Origin of the sequence: Anaerovorax sp. IOR16 (assembly GCF_017168145.1) — a bacterium.
Lineage (GTDB): Bacteria > Bacillota > Clostridia > Peptostreptococcales > Anaerovoracaceae > IOR16.
Window position 1 is genome coordinate 79,361 of record NZ_JADQTL010000002.1, and the last position, 17,283, is coordinate 96,643.

The window sequence follows — 17,283 nt, forward strand, 5'->3', positions numbered from 1 at the left end:
TTTTGTGTAAACTCAAAAATCTGATATAAGATATGTGAATAGTTACTTAAGGGCAGAGTCAATTTTGGGATTCTACCCTTGTTTGCATTATACAATGATTTTTTTGCATGTCAATAAAACTTGCCGAACAAGTTGTTTTTTAGAAGTTGAGATTTTTTAGTCTTTCCTCAAAATAAATCTCTAACTGGGAATATATCCGTCCCCAGTCCCTACGATATCCTGTCCACTTTTTTGTGATATCTATCGTTGCCAGATATAGCATTTTTAAAAGGCTATCGTCAGAAGGAAAAATTGTCTTGCTTTTTGTTACTTTACGAAGTTGACGATTAAATCCCTCAATGGCATTTGTGGTATAAATAAGCCGCCTAACAGCTTCAGGATATTTAAAATAGGTTGCTAAAGTTGACCAATTATCATGCCAAGATTTATAGATTTTCGGATATTTTACATCCCATTTTTCTTGAAACAACTCCAATTCATTTAGGGCTAATTCTTCTGTTGGGGCAGTATAGACTCGCTTCAAATCAGCCATCAGAGCTTTCAAATCTTTGTAGGATACAAATTTAGTGGAGTTACGGATTTGATGAATAATGCACTGCTGTATCTCTGTTTCAGGATAGACTGCTTCAATTGCTTGTGGAAATCCACTTAGTCCATCAATACATGTTATTAAGATATCTTTTACACCACGATTTTTTAGCCCATTCAGTATAGAAAGCCAGAATTTAGCATTTTCATTTTCACCAACATACATACCTAAAACGTCCTTTCTACCATTCATATCAATTCCCAAAGCAATATACACAGCCTTTTTTCGTATTCTTCCTTCACTACGAACGTGGAAATGAATTGCATCCATAAAAACAACCGCATATACTTCTTCCAAAGGACGTTCCTGCCATTCCTTTACAATCGGTATAATTTTATCAGTAACTCGGCTAATCGTACTGTCAGAAATATCAATGTCATATAACTCACGCATATGGGATTCAATATCATTTGTAGTCATACCTTTTGCATACATGGAAAGTATCCTTTCTTCCATATCTTGCGTAACGGTATTTTGATATTTCTTGATAAGCTGGGGTTCATATTCTCCATTACGGTCACGAGGAATAGCAACATTCATATCTCCATAGTTTGTATGCATGATTTTAGAAGAATATCCATTCCGACTATTGTCGGTTTCCTTATTCCGATAGTCATATTTTGAGTATCCCAGTTCGTCTTCTAATTCTCCTTCCAGAGAACCCTCCAGTAATACAGACATCATATCACGCATAACAGAATTGACATCTGTACCATTTTTGATAGGAATATCATTCTCTTTTAAGTATTCCTGCATCATTTTTCTGATTGCTTGTTTTTGGGGTGATTCTTTTCTTCTTTTGGGCATAAATAAAACCTCCAAACTGATATATTTATCTTACATCAGTTTAGAGGTTTACACAAACTTTAGGATACTCCCACAATAGCGGCACTTATGAATGCTATGACGAATATATTTATACCGCGCATAATGAGGTACATTAGGACTCCCAATGCTACAAGAATACCAATCAAACTAACCAGTTCATTTATTGACATATACTTTCCTCCTTTATATTTTGCTAATTATTCCTATTGTCTAAAAGTCTATCTATTTTTAAATACTGGTTTTCTCTTTTCTATAAAAGCGTCCATGCCTTCCTGCTTGTCCTCAGTTGCAAAGGTAAGCCCTGCCGCGTCTTTTTCAAGCTCAAGGGCATTTAGGAGATCAAGATCAGTACCTTTATTAATAACAACTTTTGCATATTTTATTGCAATTGGCGCATTCTCTATAATCATTTTCATACACGCTTTTGCCTCGTCAATCAAAGCTTCCTCCGTAACAACTCGATTAACAAGACCCATAGAAAATGCTTCATCCGGCTTTATCTGTCTTGCAGTATAAATTAAATCTTTTGCCCTACCTGCACCAACCAATCTTGTAAGTCTCTGTGTTCCTCCAAAACAAGGAATAACGCCAAGTTTTACCTCCGGTTGTCCAAAAACGGCTTTTTCTGATGCAATTCTTAAATCACAGCACATTGCAAGTTCACAACCGCCTCCTAATGCATATCCATTTACTGCAGCGATTACTGGTTTTTCAAATGATTCAATTTTGTTAAATACATTCTGTGCATACCCTGCATAATCTCTGCCTTCTTCACTCTTGTAAGCCTGCATCTGAAGAATATCTGCGCCCGCTACAAATGCCTTTCCCGTACCGGTTATGATGATACCTTTTATTTCTTTGCTCTCATCAAATACCTCAAATATTTTTTCCAGTTCATCTAACGTCTTATCATTTAGTGCATTCAATGCTTTGGGGCGATTCATAATAACCAATGCAATGCCATCATCATATTCAACTTTGATGTTTTCCAGCATTTCCATCAATCTTACTAAACCATTGTTCATAAATTACCTCCTCTATTCTATGAAAGCTCTCAAGTTCCAGCTTGTGCGGCCGCATCACTAAAACTTATGTTTCTCCGGTTGAATTTTCCGGTTCACTTTATACTGATAGCAATTGCCATGCCAAATATTCATTATCATCTGAATTGTTAAAAAAATAATTTATAAATTGCGATATTTTTTACCATTTTTGTAATAAAACAATAAAATTTCTATTAATAATACGTTTAAGATGATATCTTGTTAATGTAATTCATAGATATATGTGTATTTTTCATAAAAAATCAGCTCTTTTTTCTCCATTTGGATATTTTAGTCTCCATTTGGAGAAAGCAAGTGACAGCGCTTCTGTTTTCAATGAAGTTATCAAACTATTTTTTTAACAATTTTATTTGTCAACTTATTTTTCTACGAATGGAGAATATAAAAAATGTGCAACAAAGCACAAAAGCTTCATTGCACATTTACGTTTCCTATTAAATTTTACAGCTCCATTCTAATACATGTTGATTCCTGGTATTAGTTTGGAAATCCCTATGCATTAAGATACACGTATATAATCGATTTGATTGTTTTGTTCTTGGATTTCGTACACTCCACTATCATTAATATTACTTTTCTGCAAAATATCAATAACCTGCTGTATCTGATTGGTTCGAACATAAAGTGCATATCCACAACTTTTTAACAGTTTAGGGGGTGTTTTTTTTAAGCTAGAACGAACCCGTTGATCTTGTAATTTCTCTTGTGCATAAGCAGCCTTGTAAAAGGACGAAAATGCAATGACATAATCTTTCATGAAATCCCTCTTTTCTGTCGTTGAATTTCGTTCCTCCACCTATACTATTGTATGGTTTTTAGCATTCGTATGTACATTTCCAAAAATCCTGCACGTTCCACATCCTCTTCAGCAAGCAGTGGATAAGATTTTATCTGTTTTTTATCTTTATATACCAAAAGAGTTCCGATTTCATCACCTTTCTTCACCGGCGCGGTAATCGATTTATTTAATTTAACTTCCGTAGTAATTCCTTCTTTTTGGCCTTTTTTGACAAGGAAACTTACCATTTCAGGACAAATGGCATTTACAACTTCAGTGCTTCCTTTTTGAACTGGAGCACTGCCCATTACTTCATTTTTTTCTGCAAGCTTAGCACTGTCATAAGTTGCAAAACCATAATCAAGCAAACGACTTGCCTCAGCAAAACGAATTTTGGAAGTTGTACATCCCATTACAACCGAGATTAAAGTAAGTTCTCCTTTCGTTGCTGATCCAGATAGACAATATCCCGCTTCTTGTGTAAACCCAGTTTTAATTCCGTTTGCACCAGGATATTGTTTAATCAAACGGTTTGTATTTGTAAGTCCTAATTCTGTTTGCTTTTTATCAGCTAATCCAACCGTTATTTTCGTTTGCCACGTATTAAACCACTCTTTTGTCTGTGGGTACTTTAAAAGTTCCTTTGACATTAGTCCTATATCATATGCACTTGTGTAATGATTGGCTACCGGTAAACCATTTGTGTTTACAAAGTTTGTATCTTTCATACCAAGTTCTTTTGCACGTTTATTCATATTTTCCACAAAAATTTCTTCTGTTCCGCCAACATATTCTGCCATTGCAACGCACGCATCGTTAGAAGCTTGTAATAAACCAATTTCATTTTTTACCTATAAAAATACTTAAAGATTCCATTGAATTATGATTTCTTTTTCTCCTCTCACCTTTGTGTTTTTTACGTAGATTACATCCACAAACTCTTCTATTATCTCCCGATTTAGTTGCGTCATATTCATGTACTTCTTAATGGCCTTTTTCTTCTCTTGAGCAAGGTCAATTTTCAGATTGTAGCTTTCAATCTCTTTTTCTAAGGTTTTTATCTGTTTTTTACACTTCACTTCCCGATCTGACAAACCATGATTTAAAGAGATAAACTGTTTTTCTGTAATCACTCCTTTTACTTTATCCATATATAAGTTTTCTAAAGCTAGTTGGGCATCTGTTAATTGCACCTGAACTGCTTGAAGCGTTGCCCTGGATTTTTCCATCTGTGCTGAAATTGTGGTTTCTCCCTGTATTAAGGTTTCCAAGTCTTGTTCTGAGCTATATTGGTGAATTAGCTTTTTTAATTCTGTAAATACGGTTTCTTCGATTAACTTATAAGAAACTGACACCCCAATCTGACAGACATCATATTTTTTCATGGGACAGATGAAATATCGCTTATTTCCATACCCATGGTGTTTAATTAATGCCGACTGACATGTAGCGCATTTAAGCTTGCCGACAAAAATATGACGCTTTCCAGTCTGTTCCGGTCTCGTTCTTGTTTTAGCTAACTCCTGCACCAATTCAAAGGTCTGACGGTCAACAATCGGCTCATGCGTATTTTCTACAATAACCCACTCTGATTTTGATTTTCTGATTTTTGCACTATTTTTATAACTAATTGTACCGCTTTTCCCCTGCACCATGTCACCAATATAGTCACGGTTTTTTAATATGACATTAACGGAGCTGCTACGCCATATTCGTCCCTGCTTTCCTCTCTGACGTGGAATGTAATTCAGCCCCTGCTGACGTTTATACTCCGCAGGGCAGGGATAGCCTAAGTCATTTAGTTTTTGGGCGATTCGAGTTAAACCGTAACCTTCTAGATATAGTTTAAATATCAAGCGGACTACCTTTGCCGCCGGTTCGTCGATAATAAAATGGTTTTTGTCTTTTGGATCCTTCAGGTATCCATAGGGGGCGAACGCACCTACAAACTTGCCCTGCTTCTTTTTTACTTCGAAGACAGCTTTTATATTTTCGGATAAATCTTCTACATACCATTCATTCACCAGACCGTTAATCTGGCGACTTTTTTTATTACCCTTAACATCTGTATCTGCACTGTCCACAATCGATACAAAACGTATCCCCCAAAGAGGAAATTTTTTATGAAGTATATTCTCTACGTACTCCATATCCCTTGTAAAACGAGACTGTGACTTCGCTAATACGATATTAACCTTACCCGCTTCTGCATCCTTCATTAATCTAGAAAACTCCGGACGTTCAATAGCTTCATCGGCTCCGGAAAAATCGTCATCTGAGTAAATATCATATATTTCCCATCCATTCTTTAAAGAATGGTTTATCAACATCGTTTTCTGATTTTGTATACTTTCAGAGTCATCTTCTTTGTTCTTCTTTTTTAAATCCTCATCTGACAGGCGACAATAAATTGCTACAATATTTCGTGGTACATGGTCCTGTTTCATGCTGATTTCCTCATTTCGTTCTTATGTATTTGATTATAGGAGTACTTTCCGTCCTGCAAATGACGTTGGCCAGCCCCGCTTGTACGCTCTGTTTACGTTCCTCCTCTTTTGACTTAAACAGATTCACTACATTACAACTATTTTTCGTTCTAATTGGTTGAGTTACATTTAACATAGTTATCTCCTCCTATTCTTATTAATTCATTACATCTTATGCCATACTTGTTCTCTCTATCCCTTTTTTATAATCAAGTGCTTCTTGCGAAACACAATGTAAACTTGCAATAAGAGGAGCTATATCTAGCCCATGATCTTCATAGCCCCTTTGAATAATTCCATAATACCGTCCTCCTGGTGTCGCCGGTCTTTCGTATTCTTTGCTCATCACGTAAGCCATCGCTTCAACAATGCCATACTGTGTTTTAACTTTTATTATTTGCTTTTTATATAGTCGTGGATACCCTTCATAAATATCCAAAACTTTCTCACAGCGTGATGTGATTATCCATAACACAATTGGTACCGTACTGCCATTTTCCCGCTGAATATTTGCGACACCCGACCCGGATCTATTCCCACAGAAAGTCAATCGGTAATCCTTTAGAGTACCAATACAAAGAACCTCAGCATAAGGGCAACGCATCGACATTTGTTCTAAATTCATATTGCTGCCATATGCAGCGTACAATATTGTATTATTAATCATTTGTACTCACGGCTCCTTCCCTTAAAGTCTCGTTTACAGATTCCTGATCTAACGAATCTAGTAAGCATGTAAGCCCTAATAAAAGTGGACAAAAGATAAATGTAAAAAAAATTCCCCATAAATTCATAGCAAAGCCTCCTTTTTAATTTTTCACTTGTAATATAAAAACAGCTTTGCTATAATGAACAAAAGCTGCTCTATAATTTAAGTAATTTAGAGTAGGAATTATGCGTAAAGGCTCACATCAACCCGCAAAGTTATCTGTGAGTCTTTTTTTATGCTATTAAATTAACAGCACATCGATACGGCGAAATTTCTTTCGCCGCATATAATCTGCTGTTAAGCAGTTTATATTTTTCTCTTATTCTCCTATTTGCCCCGCCCCCGGATTGGCTGATCAGCCAGGTACATCTTGATCCATCTCAGAACCTAATCGTTATTTTAATCTAAGCGTTTCATTTTAAATTATCATCGCAATAGGCAAAACCGTTATCATGCAGTGTTTATCGCTCTCCAACCTTAATTTTCTTACATATATAATAAGAAATCGATCACATTGACTTGCAGGTTGATCTTCGCGCCACTCATTTTTTACACCCTACAAGCAAGATATAAATTATTTGTCGCTCCAATTTCAAAACTTCACCTTTCAAGATGCAGCATATTTAATTGTCAAGGTTCAGCCTACCTGAGTTGAACGACCCAATTTTCCAACTGTATCTATTCAGAGCTTCTGATTGCCATATGTATTCCTACATATATCTTCAATCACAGAGCCGATTGCACAGCTCTGCGGTTCAGGATATATATTCACAACTCAAAGGGGACTTTGTCGTTATTTTTTTATGACATTTTTTTAATGCTGTGGTAAAATCAACATGACCAACATATTAAAAAAATCTTTATTTAGGAACAATGACAGGAAACAATTCTTCAACTGAACAATTTAATACCTTAGCTAAATTTAAAGCTGTATGAACATTTGGTATCCTTTCACCCGCCTCATAATTTTGATAGGTACGAACAGCAATATTCGCTTTATACGCAACTTCCACTTGCGTTAAACCTTTTTTATCTCTAATTTGTTTTAGACTTGTTAGCACTGTCATCATTCCTCCCAGGTATAAACACACTCATATGTGCGTGTTTCGTTTCTATAGTAGCATACTCATTTGTGCGTGTCAATACCCCCTATTAAATTTTGGAGGTACACATGTTTAATTTTGGCGAACATTTAAAAGCACTTCGTAAAGCTCAAAATATTACACAAAAGCAACTTGCTCAAGACATTAATGCCAGTGAGCGTGGTATTCAAAATTATGAATTAAATCTAAGAAAACCAACCTATGATATTCTAATTGCATTGGCTGACTATTTTGATGTATCCATAGACTATCTTGTCGGTCGGACGGATAATCCGGAAATTAATAAATAAAAAAGCAGTGTGTTGTACTTTAAATACTTCACACTGCAATTTGGTTGTATTTTTTTAATGATTATGATATTATAATCATATAATAAGTGCTACCGATAAGCGGTTAGCCTAGAATACGTTTAAAAAATAACCGTTTCCTTGGGCAGGGCGGTTATTTTTTATTACGTTCCAAACTTATAATTGACACAATTAACGTTGCCACAGCAACAATAATCATGAATTCTTCATATGTACTAATAATTTACCACCTCCCTATTCTGCGATTGACATTTCTCAGCCTTTTGCAGTAATAACGGATTGTGGCTAACCGCCTACCGTGTCTCTGGTAGCACAGTGCTATTATACCAAAATCTACTAACAGTGTGAAGTATTTACTTTTCAATGTTCATATATAGCTGTTACTTACTCGTAGTTGTCAAATAAATCGTCGTTGTAGTAATTTAATACTTTCTTTATTCGTTTACTGAGAAGATAGGAAGGGTTTCGGTGCCCACGTTCTATTTGATTATAAGAATTTCGTTTTATTCCACATAGTTCTGCAAGTACACTCTGCGAATATCCACAACGAATCCTTTGATCTTTTAAAACTTTTTTCATTTGCATCCCATCTAACCTTTCTTCCGTCTCAATAAAGGACATCTTAGCTTTTATTATAGTCTCATTTTAGGACACGTCAAGATATTTCTTGAAAATAGTCCTTTTTTGAGACTATTTATTGTTAATGTAAAATATTTCTATATAATCAAATTATCTATATATGGAGGTGTTTTATGAATTTTAGTGATAGATTAATAGAACTGAGAAGTGAACGTGGACTGACTCAACAAAAATTTGGAGATCTTTTAAATATCACTCGTTCAACAATTGCCAGCTATGAGAAAGAAAACAGAGAGCCCAAATATGATATACTAATTACTATCGCTAAATTCTTTAACGTTTCAATTGATTACCTTCTCGGCTATACTAACATTCGAAGCTATAATAACCCTACACCTTTTACCTCGACTTTATCTGAGAAACAAGACAAGCTTCTTGATCTATTTGATTCTTTGAACGAATCCAATCAAGGTGCGCTGATCGAACGAGCCACCATGCTTTTAGAAGACCAAGAAAAACAAGATATAGATTCGGGGATATATAAAAAGAACGCATAAAAGATGAAAATTTCGGAAAAGTAATTCCTTTAAAATATTTTTAAAGGAATTTTTTATCGGCAATTACAAGCAACAACTATTGTGCTAATAATTACATTAAGTGAAAGGGTATTTTTATGTCTCGTAAGTTTCAACTAGGCAATGTTTTCATTCGAATTAGTTTAATTCTCAGTGGACTTGTATGGTTCACCTTTGGATTTACCATTTTGGGAAGCCATATTATTTATCTAGATACACTAACTCCTCAAGAAAAGTTATTTGTTTTTCTCTTAACTCTAATCGGTATGCTTCTTACCTTCTTTACAATAAAAAAGAAGAAACCTTTTTATTATCAGTTTTTCAGAACCATATTTCTTTCAATTATTATAGGATTTTTTCTTTGCAAAATATTATTCTCAGGAGATTTAATCCTAAATAATCTTTCGGATGTTATTTCGGTTATCAGTTCTTGTTACCTTTTTTTATTTTTACCTTGCTATTTCTTGGCTATTTTGAAACGAAAATGGAAATCAGTAAAGAAAAACCTCTTTTCTCCAAAAAAATCGTTTTCTAAGGAAGCCAATTTATTAGACTATCTAAAAGTAATAGCAAAAAAGGTTGGGGTAAAAAATGAAAAAGAAATAAGTTTACTATCCATACAATATGACTCCATAAAAAATGTAGATCAAAGCAGTACTTTATCTTGTTATCTTAATAAAATACTTCTATTCAACAATACTGATGAACCAAAAAGACAACCTTACTTTCCTTTTGGCTTTAATGCAAGTCAAAAATCAGCTACAAAAAAAGCTTTACATAATCAGATCAGTGTTATTGAAGGCCCTCCGGGTACTGGTAAAACACAGACAATCTTAAATATTATTGCAAATGCTATCTTTTTAAATAAAACAGTAGCAGTTGTATCCAATAATAACTCTGCGACTGATAACGTATTGGAAAAGTTGGATAAGCAAGATTTATCTTTTATAGCTGCACCTTTAGGAAATGCCGAAAACCGCGAAAAATTTTTTGCAAATCAAAATCATAGATATCCAAATATGAATAATTGGCATCTAAGCTCTTTTCATATAAAAATTATTAAGTTTTATCTTACAGTATCCGGCATCTTCTTAGATGCTATGCTTTTAATCCAAAACAAGCTTGCTCATGCAGAGCAAACTCTCTCTAATCTATTAATTGAAAAACAATATTACAAGCAATATTATCAAACGCAGAAAACCGATTTTTCACCATTTTCTCCGCCCTTTTTCATTCCTTCAAATCGAATTCTTAAATTATGGGTGGCTTATCAATTTCAAATTGACAATGGAAAACCAATTCACAAGAATTTCTTAATGAAATTACTATTTTTGTGTGCTACATATTCAAAAGATTTTTTTTATGAAAAACCTAATTTAGTAATTACTCATTTACAGCATTTATATTATGTTCGTAAGGAAAAAGAATTGTCATTCTACACCAAATTATATAAACTAATTTTAAAAAATTTTTCATTCCTTAAATCTGCACAAGCTCACGAAAAAAGAGCAATGAAATTGCTTAAGGCAGGCCTCCGTGTGCGATGTTTAAAAATGCAACGTCCTGTCTTTTTTAAGGATACCTTTAAAAATGATTTTTCTAAATTTATTAAAGAATACCCTGTAATACTAAGTTCAACACATTCTTTGAAGAACTGCATTCCTAATAATTTCTTATTTGACTATGTAATTGTGGATGAAGCATCTCAAGTAGATTTAGTAACCGGTGCATTGGTGCTTTCTTGTGCAAAAAATATTATAATTGTAGGTGATACAAAACAATTGCCTAAGGTTCTTTCCTCTGATCTCTCGGATGAAATAAATGATATCTCTGAAGTATTTGATGTAAAAAATACAGCTTATGATTACGTAAAGCACAATTTGCTCTCTTCCATGACAGAACTTTTCCCAAAGATACCTAAAACGCTTCTAAGAGAGCACTATCGCTGCCATCCAAAAATCATAGAATTTTGTAACCAGAGATTCTATAATAATAATCTCATTATACTATCTAAAAGCAATGCAGAAAATCCAATTTCTTTATATATTACAACGGCCGGGCATCATGCCAGAGGACATAAAAACCAACGACAAATAGATGTTATATTAAATGAAATCATACCCACTTTACAAGCCACAACAAATAAAGAAACGCTTGGGGTTATTACACCCTACCGAGAACAAGCAGATACTCTTGAAACATTTTCTCATTACAATAATCTTGAAATAGCAACTGTACATAAATTTCAAGGTCGTGAAAAGGATATTATTATCCTATCAACTGTATCAAATCAGGTTAATGAATTTATCAGTAAGCCGGATTTATTAAATGTTGCCATTTCAAGAGCCATTAATAAGCTAATAGTTGTTATTGCTAAAGATAATAGCTTCTTTGAAGGTGATTCCATATTATCCGACTTGGTACGGTACATTAAATACAATAATTTTGAAATTATCGAAAGTGAACTCTATTCTGTTTTTGATTTGTTATACACCGAATACTCTATTAAGCTACGCCCATTACTTAAACGGTTGAAAAATGTTTCTAAATTTAAGTCTGAGAATATTATAAATACCGTAATAGAAGATGTCCTTTTATTAGATAAATTCTGCCACTTACGTCATGTGCTGCATGTTCCACTTAGGATTCTAATTCGAAATACATCATTATTAGGTTCAGCGGAGTTAGACTTTGTTTTACATCCGCAATCACATGTTGATTTCATCATTTTTTCTAAAATTGATAAACACCCAGTTTTAGCAATTGAAGTAGATGGATACGCTTTTCATGAATCTAATCCAGAGCAGTTACTCCGAGATAACAAAAAGGACGCTATATTGAAAAAATATGGCATCCCTATCATTCGCTTTTCAACGATCGAAAGTAATGAAAAAGAAAGGTTAATTGAAAAGTTAAAAGAAGTATGCTCTTAAGACTACCAAATAGTATACTTCTAATAATTCTAGTTTTTATCCTTAAAATATTTTAATTTGAAGATGATAATTTTAGTCCAATAATTCCTAATATTATAAAGCCAATAAAAATCACCTTGCTTATGTTCATTGTTTCTTTAAATAGGAATATCCCTAAAATAATTGTACCAACTGTACCAATTCCAGTCCAAATTGCATACGCAGTTCCCAATGGAAGGTATTTCAATGCTAATGATAGAAAATAGAAACTTGCTATCATCCCTAGAATTGTAAATATGCTTGGCACTAATCGTGTTAAGCCAAAAGAATATTTTAACCCTATAGCCCAAAGTACTTCAAAGCAACCAGCAACCAATAAAAAAAACCATTTCATAATATTGATCCTCCTCAAGTTAAATTTTTTTAATTCTACCTTTTGATAGGAATAAAAAAAGCCATGGTTGATATTTAAATATCTCCCAGGCTTTTTCCCTTCCGTGTATACAGCTAAACTGTACGCTTTATCTCGGACCAGACCAGTTTTATTAAACAGCGGAACCCTATAAAGCTTAATATTATATTTAAATTTATAATATCAACATTTCATAAAAAAGTCAAATTAATATTCTAACGTTTAGTGAGCTTATATATAGTCATAATGCTTAAAAATCAGCAATTTATTTTCATTAATAATTTACTAAAGTTAAATATCATACTTCTGTTTTTTCCGCATTAGTTTAGGTTGAGAAATATGAAGAAATTCTGCTGCCTTTCTTGTAGTACCAAATTTTTTTAAAGCATATTGTATCAGTTGTACTTCCTGTTGCTCTATAATTTTCTCAAAATCCAAGGAAGGTAAAGATTTCATATTACGCTTTAAATTTATTATTAAATCATCATATGTTTTTTCATTTAAAACTCCTTCAATATCATCTTCCGTAATTACATGACTTTTTACGCTAATTACAACTCGATGTATTAAATTTTCTAACTCTCTAACATTGCCAGGCCAATCATAATCAGTAAGTTTTATTAAAGCATTAGGAGCAAACTCCTTATCGATTTTATAGTGATTACAATATCTTCCAAGAAATGATACAGCCAAAGATACAATATCATCACGGCGATCCCGGAGTGGCGGAACAGTAATTATATAGATATTTAACCTGTAGTACAAATCCTCTCTAAATTTACCCTGCTCCACAAGCTGCCGTAAAGGTATATTATTTGCACAGATAACACGTACATTAATATTAATAGGTGACGTACCACCCACCTTATAAAACTGACTTTCCTGAAGAGCTCTTAGGAGTTTTGATTGAAGATTCAAGGAGAGAGCACCCACTTCATCTAAAAATAATATCCCCCCATTGGCAAGCTCGAAATACCCTTTCTTCCCTGTTGCTTGTGCTCCGGTAAAAGAACCTGCTACATATCCAAAAAATTCACTCTCAGCAAGATTTTCTTGGATAGTTGCGCAATTAATCTTGATACATGGTTTGCCCTTTCGAATACTATTTTTGTGTATCAAATCAAGAATTTTCTCTTTGCCAACACCAGTTTCTCCCTGAATGATAATATTACAATCATATTGGGCTACATTTAAAACTTCATCTACCAATGCTTTTGTTGAAGAACTGCTGAAAATGAAGTCAGCTATTTTTCCTTTTTTTTCTATTAAAGTGGCAATTTCTTTTTTTGTGGCCTGATGAAAAGCGATTGCCTGCGATTCATATAGTTTATTTATCCTGTCCAAATCTTTTGAAATCGATATTAGTAAATTAAATGTAAACTTCTCATATCCGATAATGAATTGGCCTAACACATACGTTTCAAGCTCTTTACTCATACTTTCTGCAATTAAGATGGATTGAGTATAACTATTTTTCAGACTTGTGAAATATAGTTTCCCTTTATGACGTGTAAGAATAACACTTAAAACTTCAGAACCCAAAAGATCTTCACAGTTAATTGTCATATCATATTCTTTTTCTTCTTTCAAAATCACTTTTAATGAGTTGACTGGTTGAGCAATATTAAGGATATAGGACGAATTAACCCAATGTGTCAGCTCATTTTCAACTTGCTTCGGAGTAAGCGTTCCTATTCCACCTTCGTCAAGAATTACTGTGATGTAGCAATCATCACCTACCGCTTTTTTGATCGAGCAAACATAAGTTATACTTGAAACTAAATCTTTCCCAATAATAAGATAGCGTTGGCCTTTGCGAGACACATTATGGATATTATATAAACTTGCAGCCTCATCAAAGGTAGCCATCGTATAATTTAACTGTAAAGTAGGAGGGATTATTGTTAATGGCGATCCGATGAAAACAATACCATAACCCATTACAGTGAGTTCTCCGTAATTGTAGTCAATCTTATGAATTTTATCAATATAAATTGGGTGCGCCGTCATCGTTGTCAGACAAAAAACATTATCCCCTATTTTATATCGTGAACTCTTTTTAAATTCACTTCCCATCTCCTCGATAGCACCATAAAATTGTCCGGCAGTATCCGTAAAAGGATTATGAAGTTTTCCTCGTCTATTTATTAAATCTAAAATCTTAGCAATAATTTTAGCTTCATCGAAGCTACATTCGCTGCACAATTGTTGAAAACAATCTCTTTCTAAGTGAATCAATTCTAAAGATATTCTGCACTCTAAAGGTGATATTTCCCTAGCATTATCCACCTTCCATGCAGTAACTGGAACAGCATCCTTTGGTTCTATTACACGGCTAAGTCCAAATGTATCATATATTAAATCCATTTTACTTCCTCCTTAACACATTATATATTCAATTTAAATAGATGTCTATCTTGAATCGATATTGAATCATTTGAACTAATGATGATTTAATATCAATTCAAATATTATTTGTCTAATTTATTTTATACGCTTTAGAAGCTTATATTTACACATTATAATTTACTATAACAATTGGCATAGAAATTGCTATTTGTATTAATGTCTAATTAATATAAGGAGAAAATATTATGCAAAAAAAAGTACGCGGTGAATTTATGTTAATTATAACGGCTTTGATATGGGGATCAGCCTTTGTAGCCCAAAGAGCTGGAATGGAATACATTGGTCCTTTCACTTTGAACGGAATAAGATGTTTAATTGGATCTCTTTCTCTGCTACCTGTTATAATTATAATGGATCACCAAAAGAAAAAAATACAATCAAATACGAATCAAAACGAAATAGAAACTATGAAAATTAAACTAAGAGATGAAAAAAAAAGTTTGATTATGGGGGGATTGTCTTGCGGTATTATTTTTTTCATATCCAGCTCATTGCAACAGTTTGGAATGATTTATACTACTGCCGGAAAAGCTGGATTTATCACAGCATTATACATTGTTATCGTACCCGTTTTAGGAATTTTTCTAAAACAAAAAATTCGTCCAATTCTATGGTTGTGTATATTATTAGCAACAGCGGGTTTATACTTGCTTTGTATTCAAGAAGGTTTTTCAATAAACAAAGGAGACTTCCTGATACTGATTTGTGCATTTGGATTTTCAATACACATTTTAATAATAGATTATTTTTCTCCAAAAACAGACAGTGTAAAGTTATCTTGCCTTCAATTCCTTGTTTGTGGGATTCTTTCAATGCCTTGTATGATTATTTTTGAAACCATTAACTGGACCGATATCATTAATTGCTGGCTACCAATTTTATATGCCGGTATTATGTCTTGTGGTGTTGCATATACCCTACAAGTTATTGCACAAAAATACACTGAGCCTACACTTACATCGCTCATTCTAAGCTTAGAGTCTGTGTTTGCTGTAATTGCAGGAATTATCATTTTAAAAGAACAAATTTCCATACGTGAATCTTTTGGATGCATTATAATGTTTACTGCAATACTTCTAGCACAGATTCCATCTAAAAGAAAAATAGCAGATAAATCAATGAAAAAAATTAAGACATTTGAAACATGATAAATAAGTTGAAAATTAAGTTAAAATATGAGCTTAATTTAAATAAAAACAAAGGAGAAGAAAAAAATGGGCAAATTTATAATTACTGATGATTTCTGGGACCTATTTCCCAAAGCAGAAATTGCTGTAGTGACAGCAAAGAAAATCACAAATACAGAACAATCTGTATCAGATGTAAGATCTGAAATTAATGAACTATTAAAACAGAGCAGTAAAGAGGCAACCAAATTTATAACGCAAGGAGTATTCAGCCAAAATGAAGTTATTTCTGTTTGGCGAGAAGCTTATAAACAATTTAAGACAAAAAAAGGAGTTCGATGTTCGATAGAAGCCTTATTAAAACGAATAGAAAAAGGTACCGGTATTTCACCGATAAATCCTTTGGTAGACATCTATAATGCAGTATCTCTAACCTACGGTCTTCCTTGCGGTGGTGAGGATATCGATACTTTTAAAGGAAATTTGTTTTTAACAAAGGCATCTGGCGGAGAACTTTTCCTTGCACTTGGTGATGAAGAATATGACAATGCCTTACCTGGGGAAATAGTATATAAAGACGACGATGGAGCCGTGTGCCGATGTTGGAATTGGCGCGACGGGCAAAGAACGATGCTAACGGAAAATACTAAAAATGCATTCCTAATTATTGAGTCCGTAGACCCGAACAGAAGTGATGACTTAAAAGCTGCTGCATTATTATTAGCGGAGCTTACTAAGAAATATCTTGGTGGTACTGTACAAATTACTCATATGAGTATTGCTGAACGTGAAATGAATTTGTAACTTGTTATGAAGGAGGTTATAGGGATGGATATGCGTAGATCAGATCGGCTTATGAGCAAAGAAGACACTTTGACGGTCTTAAAAGAAGGAGAATATGGAATCCTTGCATCAGTAGATGAGAAATTACAGCCTTATGGAGTGCCCTTAAATTATGTCTATGTGAATAACTCCATCTATTTTCATAGCACTAGTGCCGGCGGTAGCAAATATAACAACATAAAATATAACAATAAAGTCTGCTTTACAGTTATAGGAAAAACAAAAGTTTTACCTGATAAATTTGGAACTTTATATGAAAGTTCTATTGTCTACGGAGAAGCTAGCCTAGTTACTAATGAAGAGGAACGATTAATGATCTTCAGAGAATTCCTAAAAAAATATTGTACCCAATATATAACTGCTGGAGAAAATTATATTAAGGCTGCCGGACCGAAAGCAATGGTAATTAAAATCACAATAAAAAATCTTACTGGAAAACACCGCGTATAAAATAAACTCTGTAGCATTGTATGGTAAATTCGATTTAAAAAAGGTGCATTTTTCAAGCACCCGATTACGAAACCAAGATATTAAATTAATCCAGGCATTCAAGGGCACCTT

Annotated in this window: 16 protein-coding genes and 1 riboswitch; of the genes, 6 read left to right on the forward strand and 10 right to left on the reverse strand. The window is 33.6% G+C overall.

The window, feature by feature from the left end; all coding sequences use genetic code 11:
- Positions 1-139 precede the first annotated feature (139 nt).
- The 7 genes from I2490_RS00635 to I2490_RS00665 form a co-directional block, all read right to left on the reverse strand.
- Positions 140-1,396 carry an IS256 family transposase gene (locus I2490_RS00635; RefSeq protein WP_442859719.1) on the reverse strand — a complete coding sequence of 419 codons (1,257 nt, stop codon included), beginning with the start codon at positions 1,394-1,396 and terminating at the stop codon, positions 140-142.
- A 239-nt stretch (positions 1,397-1,635) separates the two neighbouring features.
- Positions 1,636-2,442 (reverse strand): enoyl-CoA hydratase-related protein, encoded by an 807-nt coding sequence (locus I2490_RS00640; RefSeq protein WP_206457852.1) that lies wholly within the window; start codon positions 2,440-2,442, stop codon positions 1,636-1,638.
- Positions 2,443-2,980: 538 nt separating this feature from the next.
- Positions 2,981-3,238, reverse strand: coding sequence for a DUF3343 domain-containing protein (locus I2490_RS00645; RefSeq protein ID WP_206457853.1), 258 nt, complete (start codon positions 3,236-3,238; stop codon positions 2,981-2,983).
- A gap of 44 nt (positions 3,239-3,282) precedes the next feature.
- A complete protein-coding gene (locus tag I2490_RS16955; protein WP_330634513.1) occupies positions 3,283-4,098 on the reverse strand; it encodes a D-alanyl-D-alanine carboxypeptidase family protein in 816 nt (271 codons plus the stop codon).
- Between the two features lie 24 nt (positions 4,099-4,122).
- The gene (locus I2490_RS00655) at positions 4,123-5,706 is read right to left on the reverse strand and encodes a recombinase family protein (RefSeq protein WP_206457855.1); all 1,584 of its coding nucleotides are present in this window, start codon (positions 5,704-5,706) and stop codon (positions 4,123-4,125) included.
- A 211-nt stretch (positions 5,707-5,917) separates the two neighbouring features.
- Positions 5,918-6,412, reverse strand: coding sequence for a gamma-glutamylcyclotransferase family protein (locus I2490_RS00660; RefSeq protein WP_206457856.1), 495 nt, complete (start codon positions 6,410-6,412; stop codon positions 5,918-5,920).
- 902 nt (positions 6,413-7,314) lie between these two features.
- Positions 7,315-7,524, reverse strand: coding sequence for a helix-turn-helix transcriptional regulator (locus tag I2490_RS00665; RefSeq protein WP_245157037.1), 210 nt, complete (start codon positions 7,522-7,524; stop codon positions 7,315-7,317).
- Between the two features lie 101 nt (positions 7,525-7,625).
- Between I2490_RS00665 and I2490_RS00670 the strand changes: the two genes are divergently transcribed.
- Positions 7,626-7,847: a helix-turn-helix domain-containing protein gene (locus I2490_RS00670; protein WP_206457857.1), complete on the forward strand. Its 222-nt coding sequence runs from the start codon at positions 7,626-7,628 to the stop codon at positions 7,845-7,847.
- A 402-nt stretch (positions 7,848-8,249) separates the two neighbouring features.
- Here I2490_RS00670 and I2490_RS00675 read toward each other — a convergent pair whose 3' ends face one another.
- Entirely contained in the window at positions 8,250-8,444 is a 195-nt protein-coding gene (locus I2490_RS00675; RefSeq protein WP_206457858.1) for a helix-turn-helix transcriptional regulator, read from the reverse strand.
- 173 nt (positions 8,445-8,617) lie between these two features.
- Here I2490_RS00675 and I2490_RS00680 point away from each other — a divergent pair, with 173 nt between their 5' ends.
- Positions 8,618-9,001 carry a helix-turn-helix domain-containing protein gene (locus I2490_RS00680; RefSeq protein ID WP_206457859.1) on the forward strand — a complete coding sequence of 128 codons (384 nt, stop codon included), beginning with the start codon at positions 8,618-8,620 and terminating at the stop codon, positions 8,999-9,001.
- Positions 9,002-9,207: 206 nt separating this feature from the next.
- A complete protein-coding gene (locus I2490_RS00685) occupies positions 9,208-11,952 on the forward strand; it encodes an AAA domain-containing protein (RefSeq protein WP_206457860.1) in 2,745 nt (914 codons plus the stop codon).
- A 52-nt stretch (positions 11,953-12,004) separates the two neighbouring features.
- Here I2490_RS00685 and sugE read toward each other — a convergent pair whose 3' ends face one another.
- Together sugE and I2490_RS00695 are read right to left on the reverse strand one after the other, a co-directional pair.
- Positions 12,005-12,325 carry a quaternary ammonium compound efflux SMR transporter SugE gene (sugE, locus tag I2490_RS00690; RefSeq protein ID WP_206457861.1) on the reverse strand — a complete coding sequence of 107 codons (321 nt, stop codon included), beginning with the start codon at positions 12,323-12,325 and terminating at the stop codon, positions 12,005-12,007.
- A gap of 80 nt (positions 12,326-12,405) precedes the next feature.
- Positions 12,406-12,506, reverse strand: a riboswitch (guanidine-I (ykkC/yxkD leader).
- A 128-nt stretch (positions 12,507-12,634) separates the two neighbouring features.
- Positions 12,635-14,710 carry a sigma-54 interaction domain-containing protein gene (locus I2490_RS00695; protein WP_206457862.1) on the reverse strand — a complete coding sequence of 692 codons (2,076 nt, stop codon included), beginning with the start codon at positions 14,708-14,710 and terminating at the stop codon, positions 12,635-12,637.
- A 227-nt stretch (positions 14,711-14,937) separates the two neighbouring features.
- Here I2490_RS00695 and I2490_RS00700 point away from each other — a divergent pair, with 227 nt between their 5' ends.
- The 3 genes from I2490_RS00700 to I2490_RS00710 all read left to right on the forward strand — a co-directional run bounded on the left by I2490_RS00700 (position 14,938) and on the right by I2490_RS00710 (position 17,172).
- A complete protein-coding gene (locus I2490_RS00700; RefSeq protein WP_206457863.1) occupies positions 14,938-15,900 on the forward strand; it encodes a DMT family transporter in 963 nt (320 codons plus the stop codon).
- Between the two features lie 66 nt (positions 15,901-15,966).
- On the forward strand, positions 15,967-16,683 hold the full coding sequence (locus I2490_RS00705; protein ID WP_206457864.1) for a B3/B4 domain-containing protein: 717 nt from the start codon (positions 15,967-15,969) through the stop codon (positions 16,681-16,683).
- Positions 16,684-16,707: 24 nt separating this feature from the next.
- The gene (locus I2490_RS00710; protein ID WP_206457865.1) at positions 16,708-17,172 is read left to right on the forward strand and encodes a pyridoxamine 5'-phosphate oxidase family protein; all 465 of its coding nucleotides are present in this window, start codon (positions 16,708-16,710) and stop codon (positions 17,170-17,172) included.
- Positions 17,173-17,283 lie beyond the last annotated feature (111 nt).

Excerpts from the sequence above, each read along its gene's own strand:
- I2490_RS00635 (WP_442859719.1), bottom strand. The coding sequence starts at position 1,396 with ATGCCCAAAAGAAGAAAAGAATCACCCCAAAAACAAGCAATCAGAAAA.
- I2490_RS00640 (WP_206457852.1), bottom strand. The coding sequence starts at position 2,442 with ATGAACAATGGTTTAGTAAGATTGATGGAAATGCTGGAAAACATCAAA.
- I2490_RS00645 (WP_206457853.1), bottom strand. The coding sequence starts at position 3,238 with ATGAAAGATTATGTCATTGCATTTTCGTCCTTTTACAAGGCTGCTTAT.
- I2490_RS00655 (WP_206457855.1), bottom strand. The coding sequence starts at position 5,706 with ATGAAACAGGACCATGTACCACGAAATATTGTAGCAATTTATTGTCGC.
- I2490_RS00660 (WP_206457856.1), bottom strand. The coding sequence starts at position 6,412 with ATGATTAATAATACAATATTGTACGCTGCATATGGCAGCAATATGAAT.
- I2490_RS00665 (WP_245157037.1), bottom strand. The coding sequence starts at position 7,524 with ATGATGACAGTGCTAACAAGTCTAAAACAAATTAGAGATAAAAAAGGT.
- I2490_RS00670 (WP_206457857.1), top strand. The coding sequence starts at position 7,626 with ATGTTTAATTTTGGCGAACATTTAAAAGCACTTCGTAAAGCTCAAAAT.
- I2490_RS00675 (WP_206457858.1), bottom strand. The coding sequence starts at position 8,444 with ATGAAAAAAGTTTTAAAAGATCAAAGGATTCGTTGTGGATATTCGCAG.
- I2490_RS00680 (WP_206457859.1), top strand. The coding sequence starts at position 8,618 with ATGAATTTTAGTGATAGATTAATAGAACTGAGAAGTGAACGTGGACTG.
- sugE (WP_206457861.1), bottom strand. The coding sequence starts at position 12,325 with ATGAAATGGTTTTTTTTATTGGTTGCTGGTTGCTTTGAAGTACTTTGG.
- I2490_RS00695 (WP_206457862.1), bottom strand. The coding sequence starts at position 14,710 with ATGGATTTAATATATGATACATTTGGACTTAGCCGTGTAATAGAACCA.
- I2490_RS00700 (WP_206457863.1), top strand. The coding sequence starts at position 14,938 with ATGCAAAAAAAAGTACGCGGTGAATTTATGTTAATTATAACGGCTTTG.
- I2490_RS00705 (WP_206457864.1), top strand. The coding sequence starts at position 15,967 with ATGGGCAAATTTATAATTACTGATGATTTCTGGGACCTATTTCCCAAA.
- I2490_RS00710 (WP_206457865.1), top strand. The coding sequence starts at position 16,708 with ATGGATATGCGTAGATCAGATCGGCTTATGAGCAAAGAAGACACTTTG.